The following is a 16,099-nucleotide window of genomic DNA, read 5'->3' on the forward strand; positions in this document are numbered from 1 at the left end:
CCGTAGGAGCGGACTCTGTCCGCGATTCGGCGGATAACGCCGTAGGCGTTATGCGCCCTACGGATTTCCGACGGGGTTGCGCCAGAGGTTGGGGCTCTGCAAAGAGCGCCCTCTCCCCAGCCCTCTCCCGCAAGCGGGAGAGGGGGCTGTCCTGAGCGAGGAGAGAATCCTGAGTCATCCTGATACTCCTCACCCACCCTCGTCATTCCCGCGAAAGCGGGAATCCAGTGACTGCGGGGTTCGCGAGCAAGCTCGCTCCTACGAAGAGCAAAAGCAAAAGCGCGTTTGCTCTTGCTTTTGGACTTCCAGAGAAACATCCGCGCACTCCGAAACGCCCCTTCAGAAGGCCGAGCGAAACCGGCGCTCAGGAGGTCATGCGACATGGATGTCGCGAGAGCCCCGCGGGCTACAGGGACGTACCCTCGGGGCGGGCCTCCGTGGCGGGGGAGTTCGTGAGGGTAGCCCGACTCTGTCGGGCCCGTATGTCGGGGCAAGCCTTTTTGGTTCCTTTTGTGGCGTTTGACAAAAGGGACTCGCCCGAGGGGGCGAAACAAGAAACATCAACGCACTCGGAGCGGCGCGCTACACCAACCCCCCAACCCAAAAGTCTCTGGGTTATTCCCCTTCGGGCCAGCGCAAGCGAAGGGCAAGCCCCTCACAAGGCCCGGAAAGCGCCCGCCGCGAACAAAAAAGGGCGCGAACCCAAGGTTCGCGCCCTTCGTGACGAACCCCGCCGCGGACGGCGGGAGCCGGCTGTCAGAGCACCAGTTGCTGGCTGTGCTGCAGGCCGAGCAGGTCGAGGCGCTCGCCCGACGACAGCAGCGCGAAGACCTCGCCGGTGGGCTCGGTGATGTCCCGGGGCCCATCAGCCTCCAACTGGAACTGTCGCGGCAGCCGGATATCGGTCAGCAACCCGGCCAGGTCAGGCTCGGGGTCGGCCGGCAGCGCGGCCCCCGTGCCCACGGCCAGGCCGAGCACCTGCTGGATCAGCCCGGCACCCTCGCCCTCTGCCACGCCCGGCTCCCGCGGTTCGTCCAGCGCCGATGACAACGAACGCAACTGCTCCGGCGCGGCGGGATCCTCCAGGTAGATGGGGTATGCCCCGGTAGGTGCCAGGCGGTCGCCACCCTCGTTATGGGAAGAGGCATAGAGGAACTTCATGCCATAGCCGCCGTACTGGGCCAGGTCGTCGGACTCGATCTGCCAGTGGCCCTTTGCGTCGATCACGGCCGAGCCCAGCAGGTAGGCGGTTTCCAGATTCAGCTCGCCGCCCTCCAGTTGCAGGTAGAGCTCCATGACATCCCCCGGGCGCCCTGTGCCCCGCACCACCGGAGTGCTGTCGTCGGTGAAGTCTTCCTTCTGCAGGGCACCCTGTTCGGCGCCGTAGTCGTCCAGGACGCCGATGATGCTCGGCTCTATCGGCGGCGGCACGTAGGTTTCATAGGACCAGGCGTCGCTCAACGGGCTCTCGTTGCCCGCCGCGTCCACCGCGATGACCTGCAGGCTGTGCTGGCCTATGCCCAGCGACGAGACGGGGGTGAAGGACCAGGTGCCGTCCGCGTTGACCGTGGCGGTTCCGATCGGTATGCCCTTGTCGAAGAGCTTCACGTACGTCGCATCGCCACCCTCGACCCGGCCGCTGATCTCCGGCCAGAAGTCGTCGGTCACACCATTGGGTTCGACGTTCTGCTGCTCCCCGAGGTTGTCGAAGACCCGCTCGATGACCGGCCGGGCCGGCGCCAGGGTATCCAGCACTATCTCCCACGCCTCGCTCTTCGGGCTGGTCTGCCCGTCCACGGACTGCTCGGCAGTGAAGCGCTTGGTTCCGTCCTCCTTGCCCAGGTCGGCGATGGCGATTTCCCACTTGCCATCCTCGCCCACGGTCACGCTACCCACGGCCTGGTCGTCGACGTACAGGGTCAGCAGGCTGCCCGGCACGCCGCTGCCACCGACGGTGGGGCTGCGGTCATTGGTGCTGTCCCCGGCTTGCAGTTCGACCACCAGCGGCTCCTGGTCGTCCTGGACCCAGTCGATGCTCGGCGCCTCGGGTGCATCGGGAAGCTCCAGGATGAAGTCCCAAGGCTCGCTCTTGGCGCTACGGTTGCCGGCGGCGTCCTGCAGTTCCACCTGGAACTGATGGGCGCCCGCCGCGAGGTCGCTTTCCAGGGGGAAGCTCCATTTGCCCGCGGTGACGGTGGCACTGCCCAGCAGCGTGCCGTCGAAGTAGATGAAGGCCAGTACGGCATCGCTGTCGGCGCCGCAGTCGCCGACCACTTCGGGACGCGTGTCGTCGGTCACGCCGCCCTTGGCGACCTCGCCCGTCACCTCGCCGACGTCGTCGATCAGTTGCAGCCAGTCGAGCCCTTCGGGCAGCACGGGCGGCAGCAGGTCGGCCGGATCGGTGATGGTCGGCGGGCTGACGTTGCCCGCAGGGTCGGTGATGGTGACGCTGCCGGTCTCGCCATTCTCCAGCGGATTTTCAGGAAGCACCCAGTTGCCGTTCTCGTCCACCACGGTGGTGACAGTGCTGCCATCGGGCAGCTCGACGGTGACGATGCCCTCCGGCTCGCCGGTGCCGCCCAGGCCGTTGCCGTTGTTCTCGGTGACCATCGGCGGTTCCGGCGCGACGGTGTCGGCCGGCTCGGTGACAGTCGGCGGGCTGACGTTGCCCGCAGGGTCGGTGATGGTGACGCTGCCGGTCTCACCGTTCTCCAGCGGGTTTTCCGGGAATTTCCAGTTGCCGTTCTCATCGACAATGGCGGTCACGGTGCTGCCGTCAGGCAGCTCGACGGTGACGATGCCTTCCGGCTCACCGGTGCCGCCCAGGCCGTTGCCGTTGTTCTCGGTGACCACCGGCGATTCCGGCACTTCGAGGTCAGCCAGGCCAGTATCGACACTGCCGCTGTGGTTGCCGGCCGGGTCCACTTCCACCAGCGAGCCCGACTCGCCATTGCCCAGCGGGTTCTCCGGGAAGCTCCAGTTACCATTCCCGTCCACCTGGGTGGTGACGGTGCTGCCATCGGGCTTGGTGAGGATGATGGTGTCACCCGCCTCGCCGGTGCCGGACAGGCCATTGGCGTTGTTCTCGCTGACGACCGGATCCTTCGGCGGCGTCAGGTCCGCCGGGCCGGTGTCCACCGCCGGGCTGATGCCACTTTCGTTGGACGCGGTGACGCTGCCGGACTGGCCGTCCTCCAGCGGGTTGGGCAGGAAGCTCCAGGTGCCGTCGGGGCTGGCCGTGGTGGTTTCGGTGGTGCCGTCCGGGCGGATCAGGGTGATCAGGCTGCCGGGCTCGGCGGTGCCGGTCAGGCCCTGCTGGTTGTTGAACAGGATCTGCGGCGCGCCTGGCCCCCCGGCTTCCGGCAGCGGCCCCGCCGAACGCGGGCTGCCGCCACCACCGCCGTCGCGCTGGGTGAGCATGTTGCCCACGCCGATGGTGCCCAGCCCCGCCGCCGGCACCAGCAGGCCGAAGGCGACGTTGTGGTCGTCCGACTGCAATGCCAGCAGTTCATCGACGGAGTCCAGGCGGGTCAGTTCCATGCCATCCCAGGGCTCTTCGTAGCCGGCCTGCCACAGTTGGCCGTCCGGCGCCTGCAGCACCAGGTCGTTGTGTACGCCATCGAAGCCCTGGAAGAAGTTCTCGACGGTGATGACCTTGCCGGTCTTCAGGCGCACCAGCAGGTGGTCGCCGTTGCGGCTGAGGGATTGGACGTCCTCCGGCGCCGCGGCGATCTTCACCACGCCGGGCCGCGACAGGCTCAGGGGGCCATTGCCGGTCACGGGGGTCACCTGCCCCGAGCTTTTCGCGATCAGTTCAATTGCGTCCATCTGGTAATTTCTCCCCGAAGTGAGTGAAGTGACATCGCCCATGCGCCATGGGTACTCGCCACGAACCGCGGGCAGACTAGAGCAGCGGGCCGGCGCATGGGTTAGGAAACTCCCTAAAGCCGTAGGAACTTCGCCGCCCGGAGCGGGCTTTTAGGAAATCCCTCAAGCCGCCCGCTGCTTTTCGGACTCGGGCCGGCGCGCCGGCCGCAATGAAAAACGGCGCGAACGAGGTTCGCGCCGCAGGAGGAAGCCAGTGCGCCGGGAGCAGCCGCCCCCGGCGCCAGGACGCTCAGACCACGTACAGGCCCTCCTGGATCAGCAGGTGCGCATAGGACGCGCTCTTCGAGGTGTAGACGTCGTAGGTGACGGCGCCCTCGGTGACCTGCTGCGCCTGCCGCACCCAGTCCGCGAGGTCGATGTCGACGCTGTCGACCACGCCGTTCTGGCCGCTGTCGCCGGTGATCCTCAGGCTGTGCCGGGCCTCGCCGTCGGGCTCGGTGACCTTCAGCAGGTCGGCCAGGCTCAACGTCAGCGACTGGCTCAGCCCTTCGCTCAGGCGGATGGCCTCGATGCCCTCCAGCTTGTCGGCGACCTGGCCCAGGTCCAGCGTATTGCGTGAGGCCCAGACCAGGATGTCGTAGCCGGCGCCGCCGTCGATGTGGGCGAAGCCGGTGCCGTCGATGAGGATGACGTCGTTGCCTTCGCCGCCGCTAGCGGTGGTGTAGCCGCGGGCGTCGAGCATGTCGTCGGCGGCAGTGCCCACGGCGTCGGAGACCGGCAGGTAGTCGACGTGGGTGGCGCCGCCCTCGGCCACCGCCGGGGCCAGCCCGAGGGTCTCGTCCAGATCCACCAAGCGGCCCTTGATGGCGCTGCCGTTGCCATCGCCGACGCCATTGTCGGTCCAGCTGACGAACAGCTTGCCGCTGTCGAGGAAGGTGGCGTCGACCTGCATCTGGTCGCCGCTCACCAGCTGGTTGATGTGCAGCTCCTGGCCGACCTTGCGCCCGGCATCGTCGAAGAACTGGGCGTACACGCCATAGCTGCCGGAGCCCGGCGCCGCCTCGCTGCGCGACACGTAGACCACCACGAAGCCGCCACCCTCGCGGGCCACCACCATGGGTTCGGACTGGTCGCCGGTGGTGCTGTTGGACACCAGGAACTCGCTGCCCAGCGCCGCGCCGGTGGCGTCGAAGATGCGCCCCCAGGTGCTGGTGCCGGACTGGTCCGGGCCGCTGTGGTCGTTGGAATCCCAGGTGACGATGAAGTTGCCGTTGGCCAGCCTCGACACCGCCGGCGAGGACTGCTTGTTGGCCGAGGTCTGGTTGGCGCGGATTTCCTCGCCCAGCAGCCCGGTCGCCGGGTCGTAGAGGCGGAAGAAGGATTCCACCCCCGCTGCGCCGCCGATGTCGCGGTTGTAGGCGATCACCACGGTGCCGTCCAGCAGGGTCGCCAGGGACGCCGCGTCCGGCCCCGCCGTGGTGTGGTAGGTGGCGTCACCCACCAGCCGGTCGCCGCCCACCGGCGAGCCATCGGCGGCGTACTGGCGCATGAATATCTGCCACTTGCCACTGGTGCCGCTGGTGTTGGCGCTCCAGCTGACGATGTAGCCGCCGTCCTCCAGCGCAGTGATGCTGGAGAAGCGCTGCTGGCCGACGTCGTTGACGTTGACCATGGACTCGCCGCCCTGGGGCTGCGCGCCGCTGATGTTGCCATCGAGGTCGTAGGTGTAGCCGAACTTCTGCTGCATGATCGCATCGTTGCCGCCGGCGTAGCTGGTCCAGTTGACCACGAAGCTGCCGTCGGCCAGCACCGCCACCGCCGGCTTGCCCTGGAAGTCGCCGGTCGTGGCGTTGACCACGAACTCGCCGCCCACCGGCATGCCGGCGGCATCGAACAGCTGGGCCATGATGCAGTCGTTGGAATCATCGCCCGTGGCCGATTCCCAGACGACGATGAAGCCGCCGTTGGGCAGGCTCGCGGTGGCCGAATGGTCCTGGGCGCCGCCCAGGGTGCCGTTGACGCGGAACTCGGAGAAATAGCCGGCGTCGATGTCGATCACCGTGCCCTCGATGCCCCAGCCGCTGCTGTCGGACTTGTCGCTCTGCCAGGTCACGTAGACGTTGCCGTCGGCCATCAGGGTGGCATCCAGCACGTTCGAGCCGGCCTCGTTCGAAGCCTGGTTGCCATCGGTGGTCGGGTTGACCAGGAACTCGCGGCCCAGCTTGTTGCCCTGGGCGTCGTAGCGCTGGGCGAAGACCGCCGAACCGCTGCCGTCGCCGCCGGCCGCCCCCCAGATGACCAGGTAGCCGCCGTCGTCCAGCGCCACCGCGGTGGGCTTGTACTGGTCGCCGGCGATGCCGGTGTTGACGCGCACATCGCCCATGCCGATCTGCTGCACGGCGCCGGTGGCCGGGTCGACGCTGTAGTGCGCCATGTAGACGTCGAAGCCGCTGCTGCCCGGCGGGTTGCCTTCCCAGACCACCACGAAGCTGCCGTCCTTGAGGACGATCACGTCCGGGTTGTTCTGGTCGTTGCCGGCGCCGGTGTTGACCTGGAAGTTGCCGCCCAGCGCGGTGCCGTCGGCCGCGTAGAGCTGGCCGATGACGCCGGTGCCGGAGGCATCGCCCGGGCCGTTGCGGCCGGTCCACACGGTCACGTACATGCCCTGGTGCGCGGCATCGCCGAACACCGCCATGGCCGGAGCGCCCTCGGCGCCATAGGCCTGCCCGCTGCCCACCAGCACCTCGCCGGTGAGTGGCTGGTTGTCGGCATCGAAGGTGCGCTGCACCACCAGGTCGGTGGAGCCGGAGTCGGGGTTGCTCGTCCAGTTGATGGTGTAGCCACCGTCCGGGTGCGCCACGGCGCTGGGGTGGCGCTGGTCGCCCGGGGTAGCCACGTTGACCAGGAATTCGTCGGTCAGCGGCGTGCCGTCGGCGCCATAGCGGCGCGCCATGATGCCGTCGCCGCTGTAGTCCGGGCCCGCCTGGTAGGACTCCCAGACCACCAGGTAGCCGCCATCGGCCAGGGCCACCACCTGCGGGCCGTCCTGGTCGCCGCTGTTGCGCTGGTTGACCTGCTGTTCGCTGCCGACGCGGGTCACCCCGTCGGCCTCGAACAGCTGCATGAACACGTCGGTGCCGGTGCCGCTCTGCCAGACCACGATGATCCGGCCATCGGCCAGGGTCGCCGCGCTCGGGTTGGTCTGCGGGCCGGCCTCGGTGCTGTTCACTTCCACGGTGTGGCGGTCCAGCTGGTAGTCGGCCAGGGCCGCGCCCTGGATGGCCACCGCCGGCGCCTGGTGGCCGGCCCCGTCATGGGCCGACAGGCTGCCCTGCTCGCCCTGGGCCAGCGGGTTGGGGTAGAAGTCCCAGCGGCCGTACTCGTCGGCGACCACCGTGTGGGTGACACCCTCGGCGTCGACCACGCTGACGGTCGCCCCCGGCTCGGTGCGCCCGCCCAGGCGCTCGGCGCTGTTGGTGTCCAGGCCGACGCTGAGCACGCTGATCTGCGGCGGGCTGGCCGGCACGTAGTCGAGGCCGGTGGCGCCCTCGCCCAGCGGCGGCGGCGGAATCAGCCCGAGGGTTTCGTCGAGGTCCACCAGGCTGCCCTTGATAGCGCTGCCGTTGCCATCGCCGACGCCATTGTCGGTCCAGCTGACGAACAGCTTGCCGCTGTCGAGGAAGGTGGCGTCGACCTGAGTCTGGTCGCCGCTCACCAGTTGGTTGATGTGCAGCTCCTGGCCGACCTTGTTGCCGGCGGCGTCGAAGTACTGGGCGTAGATGCCCCAGGTACCGGCGCCCGGCGCCGCGTCGGTGGCCGACTGGTAGACCACGACGAAGCTGCCGTCGGCGCGCGGCACCACCACCGGCATGGCCTGGTCGCCCAGGGTGCTGGTGCTGAGCAGGAACTCGTTGCCCACCGGCACGCCGGCGGCATCGAAGATCCGCCCCCAGATGCCATAGCCGTACTGGTCCGGGCCGCTGTGGTCGTTGGAATCCCAGGTGACGATGAAGTTGCCGTTGGCCAGCCCCGACACGCTGGGCGAGGCCTGGCTGTTGGCGGTGGTCTGGTTGGCGACGATCTCGGGCCCGAAGCTCTGGGTGTTCGGATCGTAGACACGGAAGTAGGCGTCGCCGCCGCCGAGGTTGCGCGCGTAGGTGAACACCACGCGGCCATCGGCCAGGGTGCTGATGGAGGCGCCGATGATGTCGCTGGTGTAGTGGGTGGCGCTGACCAGCAGGTCGCCGCTGGCCGGCGAGCCGTCGGCGTCGTACTGGCGGGCGTAGATGCGCCAGCCGCCGCCCTCCCAGGACTTCCAGCTGAGCATGTAGCCGCCGTCTTCCAGCGCGGTGATGCTGGAATAGCGCTGGCTGTCGGCATCGTTGACGTTGACCCTGGACTCGCCGCCCTGGGGCTGCGCGCCGCTGATGTTGCCGTCGAGGTCGTAGGTGTAGCCGAACTTCTGCTGCATGATCGCGTCGCTGCCGCCGGCGTAGCTGGTCCAGCTGACCACGAAGCTGCCGTCGGCCAGCACCGCTACCGCCGGCTTGCCCTGGAAGTCGCCGATGCTGGTGTTGACCACGAACTCGCCGCCCAGCGGCATGCCGGTGGCGTCGAACAGCTGGGCCATGACGCAGTCGTTGGAACCATCGCCCGAGGCCGACTCCCAGACCACCACGAAGCCGCCATTGGGCAGGCTCGCGGTGGCCGAATGGTCCTGGGCGCCGCCGAGGGTGCCGTTGACGCGGAATTCGGAGTAGTAGCCGGCGTCGATGTCGATCACCGTGGCCTCGATGCCCCAGCTGCTGTTGTCGGCCTTGTCGCTCTGCCAGGTCACGTAGACGCTGCCGTCGGCCATCAGGGTGGCGTCCAGCAGGTTCTTCATGTCGACGTTGTCGCCGGCCCAGCCCTGGTTGCCCTCGGTGGTCGGGTTGACCAGGAACTCGCGGCCCAGCTTGTGGCCCTGGGCGTCGTAGCGCTGGGCGAAGATCGCCGAGCCGCTGCCGTCGCCGCCAGCCGAACCCCAGATGACCAGGTAGCCGCCGTCGCCCAGCGCCACTGCGGTGGGCTTGTACTGGTCGCCGGCGATGCCGGTGTTGACGCGCACATCGCCCGGGCCGATCTGCTGCACGGCGCCGGTGGCCGGGTCGACGCTGTAGTGCGCCATGTAGACGTCGAAGCCGGTGCTGCCCGGCGGGTTGCCCTCCCAGATCACCACGAAGCTGCCGTCCTTGAGGGTGATCACGTCCGGGTAATCCTGGTTGTTGCCGGTGCCGGCGTTGACCTGGAAGTTGCCGCCCAGCGGGGTGCCGTCGGCCGCGTGGAGCTGGCCGATGACGCCGGTGCCGGAGCTGTCGCCCGGGCCGTTGCGGCCGCTCCATACGGTGACGTACATGCCCTGGTGCGCGGCATCGACGAACGCCGCCATGGCCGGCGCGCCCTCGGCGCCATAGCCGGTGCCGCTGCCCACCACCACGTCACCGCCGAGCGGCTGGTCGTCGGCATCGAAGCTGCGCTGGACGATCCTGTCGGTGGAACCGCCATCGGGATCGCTGATCCAGGAGATGGTGTAGCCGCCGCCCGGGTGCGCCACCACGGAAACCGACAGCTGGCCGCCGGCGGTCAGCTGGTTGACGGCGAATTCGTCGGTCAGCGGGCTGCCATCGGCGCCGTAGCGGCGCGCCATGATGCCGTCGTTGCTGGTGTCCGGGCCGGCCAGCCAGGACTCCCAGACCACCAGGTAGCCGCCGTCGGCCAGGGCCACCACCTGCGGGCTGTCCTGGTTGTAGCTGCTGCGCTGGTTGACCTGCTGCTCGCTGCCGATGCGCGTCACGCCATCGGCCGCGAACAGTTGCATGAACACCTCGGCATTGTTGCTGCCGGTGTCGCCGCCCTGCCAGACCACCACTATCCTGCCGTCGGCCAGGGTGGTGACGCTGGGGTTGGCCTGCGGGCCGGCCTCGGTGGTGTTGACCTGGCTGGTGTAGCGCGTGAGGTCGTAGCTGGCCAGCACGTCGCCCTGGATGACGATGGGCTGCGATTGGTTGCCCGCCGCGTCCGCCACCGAAATGCTGCCGTCCTCGCCCAGGCCCAGCGGGTTGGGCTGCAGGCTCCAGCGGCCGTTCTGGTCGGCGGTGACGCTGTGCGCCTCGCCGGCCTTGTCGATCACCGTGACGATCGCCCCCGGCTCGGTCTGCCCGGCCAGTTGCTCGGCGGTGTTGATGTCCAGGCCGACGTTCGGCGCCAGGGTGTCGATCACGAACAGCCAGGGCGCGCTGGGCTCGGTGACGTTGCCCACCGCGTCGGTGAGGGTCGCGGTGAGCGCGTGCGGGCCGTCGGCCAGCGGTGTTGGCGGAGTGAAGCTCCAGTTGCCGGCCTCGTCCACCAGCGCCGAGCCGAGCGCCTCGCCGTTGTCGTAGACCAGCACCAGCGAGCCCGGCGCGCCACTGCCGGAAATGCTCGGCGTGGCGTCGCTGGTGAGGTTGCCGCAGACCTGGCTGGTGAAGGCCTCGGTCTCCAGCGCCAGCAGTTGCGGCGCCTCCGGCAACGCGGTGTGCAACTCGACCGGGAAGTCCTCGCTGGGCGCCTCGCTCATCTGCCCCGAGGGGCTTTGCGAGCTGGCCCAGAAGTATTTCATGCCGTCGCCACCGAACTGGGCGAGGTCGTCGATGGCCAGGCTCCACTCACCATTGGCGTCGATGACGGTGGAGCCCAGCAGTTCGCTGGGCGCCTGCGGGTCATCGCTCAGACGCACGTAGAGGAACAGGGTGGCGCCGGCGCTGCCGGTGCCGCTGAGGTTCAGGCTGACGTCGTCGGTGCTGGCGCCCTTGTCGAGGTCGCCCTGCTGCGACCCGAAGTCATCCTGCACACGGGTGATGCGCGGCGTCTCGGGCAGCGCAGTGTCGACCACGAAATCCCAGGCCTCGCTGCGCGGGCCGAGGTTGCCGGCGGCGTCCAGCGCCTCGGCCTGGAAGCTGTGCGCGCCATCGGCCAGCGGCGTCTGCGGCTCGAAGCTCCAGTTGCCGGCTTCGTCCACGCTCGCCGAGCCGATCAGCTCGCCGTTGTCGTAGATGCGCACCAGCACGGCATCGCCCTCGACATGGCCACTGTAGGTCGGCGTGGCGTCGTTGCTCGGCTCGCCCAGGGCGATGCTGCCGAAGGCGCCGCCTTCCACGTCGTCAAGCAATTCCAGGTCGGTGATCGCGCCCGGCGCGGTGGTGTCGACCACGAAGCTCAGCGCCGGGCCCTGCGCGCTTTCGTTGCCGGCGGCGTCGGTGGCCGAGGCGCTGATCGCGTGCTCGCCTTCGGCCAGCGGGGTTTCCGGCTTGTAGCTCCAGTTGCCGTCGGCGTCGACGATGGCGCTGCCGATCGGGCTGCCGTTGTCGTGGATGGTGATGAGGTCGCCGGGGTTGGCGCCGCTACCGCTGATCACCACGGCGCTGTCGTCGCTGGCGGCGCCCACCTCCAGGGCGCCCTGCTGCGTGCCGACGTTGTCGGTCACCACGACCAGCGCCGGGGCGTCCGGGGCCTGGGTGTCGATGGTCAGTTCGAAGCGGGTGCTGGCCTCGTTGCCGTTGGCGGCGCGGGCCAGGATGTCGTAGACGTGGCTGCCATCGGCCTGCTCCGGCAACTCCAGGCTCCACTGGCCAGCAGCGTCGGCGAGCACCGAGCCGAGCAGCGTCGAGCCGTCGAGGATGCTGACGATGGCGCCGGCGCTGGCGGTGCCGGCCAGGCTCGGGCGGTTGTCGTCGGTGAGCGCCTTGTCGGCCAGGTCGCCCTGCTTGGCGCCGACGTTGTCGCTGGCCTTGATCACGCTGACACTGACCGGCGCGGTGTCGACGCTGAACGCCAGTGCGGGGCCAGGCTCGCTGGCGTTGCCGGCGGCATCGGCGACCTGCGCGCGGATGCTGTGCTCGCCATCGGCCAGCGGCTGGGCCGGGGTGAAACTCCAGTCGCCATTGGCGTCGGCGGTGACGCTGCCCAGCACCTCGGCGCCATCGAAGAGAGTGACGATGGCCCCGGCCTCGGTCTTGCCGGAGAACACCGGCAGGGCATCGTCGGTGACGCCGCCGGCAGCGATCGGGCCGCGGACCAGGCCCTGGTCGTCAGTGGCCAGCACCAATTCCGCGCTCGCCGGCGCACTGCCGTCGATGGTCAGGCTGAATTCGGCGCTGCCGCTGTTGGCGCCATTGGAGACGCTGGCGCTGTAGCTGTGTTCGCCATCGGCCTGCTCCGGCAGCTGGAAGCTCCAGTTGCCCTCGGCATCGGCGCTGACGCTGCCGATCTCGACGCCGCCTTCGGAGATAATCACCAGCGCGTCGGCGAGGGTCTTGCCGACCAGGGTCGGGGTGGTGTCGTTGGTCAGCGCGGCGTTGCTCAGGCTCTGGGTCTCGCCCACGTCGTCGATGGCAACCTCGATGCTGACCACCACGTCGCTGGTGTCGACCACGATCGTCAGCACGTCGCTCGGCTCGCTGACGTTGCCGGCCGCGTCGCTGGCGCTCACGTTGATGGCGTGCTCGCCGTCGGTGAGCGGTTGCGCCGGGGTGAAGCTCCAGTTGCCGTCGCCATCGACCGTGGCGGTGCCCAGCACCTCGTCGCCATCCTTGATGGTGATGACGCTGCCCGGCTCGGCGTTGCCGCTGAAGGTCGGGGTGCTGTCATCGGTCACGCCGTTGTCGATGGGGCCGGTGACGTCGCCCTGGTTGTCACTGGCGAGGATCGCGCCGGGTTTCTCCGGCGCGCTGCCGTCGATGATCAGTTCGAAGCGGGTGCTGGCGCTGTTGGCGCCGTTGCTGGCGGTGACGCTGTAGAGGTAGCTGCCATCGGCCTGCGCCGGCAGTTCCAGGCTCCAGGCGCCGGCGGCATCGGCCACGACCGAGCCGAGCACGCTGGCGCCGTCCATGACGGTGACCAGGGCGCCGGCGGTGGCGCTGCCCACCAGGGTCGGCGTGCGGTCGTCGGTCACCGCGCCATTGCCCAGCTCGGCGGTCAGGCTGCCGGCATCGTCCAGCGCCTTGGCCACGCTGACCTGCAGCGGCCGGGTGTCGACCACCAGCACCAGCGCATCGCTGGGCTCGCTGGCGTTGCCGGCGGCATCGGTGACCACTGTGCTGATGCTGTGCTCGCCCTCCCCCAGCGCCTCGGCCGGGGTGAAGCTCCAGTTGCCGTCGCCGTCGACGATGGCGGTGCCCAGCACGTTGTCGCGATCCTTGATGGTGACGGTGGCGCCCGGCTCGGCGCTGCCGCCGAAGGTCGGGGTGCTGTCGTCGGTCACGCCGCCGCTGATGGGGCCAGTGACAGCGCCGACGTTGTCCAGGGCGCTAGGCGCGTCCGGGGTGGCCGGCGCGCTGGTGTCGAGGAGGATGTCGAAGCCGCCGGTGGCCGGGCTCCACTGCCCGGCCGCGTCCACGGCCTTGGCGGTTATGGACTTGAGGCCGTCGGCGCCGAGGTCGTCCAGGTCGATCGACCAGTTGCCCTCGGCGTCGGTGGCAACGCTGCCGACCTCGCTGCCATTGACGTACAGGTGCACCACGGTGCCCGCCTCGGCGGTGCCCTTGACGGTCGGGCTGCGGTCGTCGGTCTGCGCGCCCGGCTGCAGGTGACCGCTGGTGATCGGCGCCTGGTCGTCGATGACGTGCTCGATGGAGGGCGCCGCCGGCGGCGTCAGCTTGAGGCTGAAGGGCCAGTCGGCGCTCTTCGGCCCTTCGTTGCCGGCGGCATCCACCAGCGCGGCCTGGAAGTTGTGCTCGCCGGCCAGCAGCGGCAGCGCCGGCTCGAAGCTCCACTGGCCATCGCTGACGCTGGCGCTGCCGATCAGCACGCCGTTGTCGTAGACGTTCACGCTGACGATGTCGGCCGGTGCGCCGCTGCCACCGAAAGTCGGCCTGGCATCATCGGTCACGCCACCGCGGACGATCTCGCCGGTGACGCTGCCGACGTCGTCGAGCAGGCTCAGCGAGCCGCCCTCCTCCGGCAACTCGACGGGCGCGAGGGTATCGACGGTGAAGCGCCAGCCGTCGGCCGGCAGCATCGCACTGACATTGCCGGCGGCATCCATCGCGCTGGCCTGCAGGTTGTGCTCGCCATCGGTCAAAGGCTGGGTGGGAATGAAGCTCCAGCTGCCGTCGGCGGCGACCAGGCTGCTGCCGATCAGTTCGCCGTTGTCGTAGATGTTCACCAGCACGGCATCGCCGCCGACCAGTTGGCCCTTGAACTCGGGTTGGTCGTCGTCGGTATGGCCACCCTGGGCGATAGGCCCGGTGATGGCGCCGACATCGTCGATCAGGCTGAGGCCCGCCTCGGCCTGGGAGATATCGGGGGCGGCGGTATCCGCGGGCTCGGTGATGGTTGGCGGGCTGACGTTGCCCGAGGGGTCGGTGATGGTGATGCTGCCGGACTCGCCGTTTTCCATCGGGTTTTCCGGGAACTCCCAATTGCCGTTTTCGTCGACGACGGTGGTCACGGTGCTGCCATCCGGCAGCTCGACAGTGACGATGCCTTCCGGCTCGCCAGTGCCGCTCAGGCCATCGCCATTGTTGTCGGTGATGACCGGCGGTTCCGGTGCAATGACGTCGGCCGGTTCGGTAGTAGTCGGCGGGCTGACGTTGCCTGAGGGATCGGTGATGGTGATGTTGCCAGACTCGCCGTTCTCCAGCGGGTTTTCCGGGAACTCCCAATTACCGTTTTCGTCGACGACGGTGGTCACGGTGCTGCCATCCGGCAGCTCGACGGTGACGATGCCTTCCGGCTCGCCAGTGCCGCTCAGACCATCGCCATTGTTGTCGGTGATGACCGGCGGCTCCGGGGCGATCACGTCGGCCGGTTCGGTAGTAGTCGGCGGGCTGACGTTGCCCGAGGGATCGGTGACGGTGATGCTGCCGGACTCGCCGTTTTCCAGCGGGTTTTCCGGGAACTCCCAATTACCGTTTTCGTCGACGACGGTGGTCACGGTGCTGCCATCCGGCAGCTCGACGGTGACGATGCCTTCCGGCTCGCCGGTGCCGCTCAGACCACTGCCGTTGTTGTCGGTGATGACTGGCGGCTCCGGGGCGATCACGTCGGCCGGTTCGGTGACGGTCGGCGGGCTGACGTTGCCCGAGGGGTCGGTGATGGTGATGTTGCCGGACTCGCCGTTCTCCAGCGGGTTTTCCGGGAACTCCCAATTGCCGTTTTCATCGACGACGGTGGTCACGGTGCTGCCGTCCGGCAGCTCCACGGTGACGATACCTTCCGGCTCGCCGGTGCCGCTCAGACCACTGCCGTTGTTGTCGGTGATGACCGGCGGTTCCGGAGCGATCACGTCGGCCGGTTCGGTCACAGTCGGCGGGCTGACGTTGCCCGACGGGTCGGTGATGGTGATGCTGCCGCTCTCGCCGTTCTCCAGCGGGTTTTCCGGGAACTCCCAATTACCGTTTTCATCGACGACGGTGGTCACGGTGCTGCCATCCGGCAGTTCCACGGTGACGATGCCTTCCGGCTCGCCGGTGCCGCTCAGACCATTGCCGTTGTTCTCAGTCACGACCGGCGGCTCCGGCGCAATTACATCGGTCGGCCCGGTCACGATCGGCGGGCCGACATTACCCGGGGGCTCGGTGATGCTGCCGCTCTCGCCGTTTTCCAGCGTATTTTCCGGGAATGCCCAGTTGCCGCTCTCATCGGCGACGGTGGTAGCGGTGCCGCCGTCCGAGCCACCGCCACCGCCGCCACCACCGCCCCCCGCCGCTGCGGCCAAGCCGCCGACACCCAGGGCGCCGAGGCCGGCAAGCGGCAGCACGCCGAAGACGGCGTACGTGTCGTCGCTGCGTTCCGCCAGCAGTTGCTCGATGGAGTCCAGTTCGGTGGTCACCCAGGGCTCATTCTGGTCCGCCAGCCACAGTTCGCCGCCGGGGGCCTCCAGCACCAGGTCGTGGCGCACGCCGTTCACGGCCTGGAAGAAATTGTCAATATTGATGACTTCGCCGTTCTTCAAACGGATCACCAGGCTGTCGCCATTTCGGCCGATGGACTGGATGCTGTCGGGCGCGGCCGCGATCTTCACCACGCAGGGGTGCGCCAGCGACAACAGGTTCTTGCCGCTGACATCGGTAACCTGCCCCGAACTTTTCGCAATCAGTTGAATCGCGGCCATGTGAGCTCCCGCCTGATAAGGCTGTTTCTTCAATTTCGTGAACACGGGATGACTCGAAAAGGAATTGTCCCAGTGCCATGTAATATCCAGCCCGGGCCATCCAATAGAAAACTCGGGAATTCCTTTTCAGTGGTGGGCAAG

At 68.5% G+C, this 16,099-nt stretch carries 2 protein-coding genes; both read right to left on the reverse strand.

Translation table 11 applies throughout. The annotated features are described in order from the left end of the window. Nucleotides 1–756: 756 nt before the first annotated feature. The gene (locus ACTWJ5_RS20050; RefSeq protein WP_444436386.1) at nt 757–3,828 is read right to left on the reverse strand and encodes an Ig-like domain-containing protein; all 3,072 of its coding nucleotides are present in this window, start codon (nt 3,826–3,828) and stop codon (nt 757–759) included. A 289-nt stretch (nt 3,829–4,117) separates the two neighbouring features. Further along, nucleotides 4,118–15,958, reverse strand: coding sequence for an Ig-like domain-containing protein (locus ACTWJ5_RS20055; RefSeq protein WP_444436387.1), 11,841 nt, complete (start codon nt 15,956–15,958; stop codon nt 4,118–4,120). Nucleotides 15,959–16,099 lie beyond the last annotated feature (141 nt).

Source organism: Pseudomonas sp. A6, from assembly GCF_052367875.1.
GTDB classification, from domain to species: Bacteria; Pseudomonadota; Gammaproteobacteria; order Pseudomonadales; family Pseudomonadaceae; genus Pseudomonas; species Pseudomonas citronellolis.

Excerpts from the sequence above, each read along its gene's own strand:
- ACTWJ5_RS20050 (WP_444436386.1), bottom strand. The coding sequence starts at position 3,828 with ATGGACGCAATTGAACTGATCGCGAAAAGCTCGGGGCAGGTGACCCCC.
- ACTWJ5_RS20055 (WP_444436387.1), bottom strand. The coding sequence starts at position 15,958 with ATGGCCGCGATTCAACTGATTGCGAAAAGTTCGGGGCAGGTTACCGAT.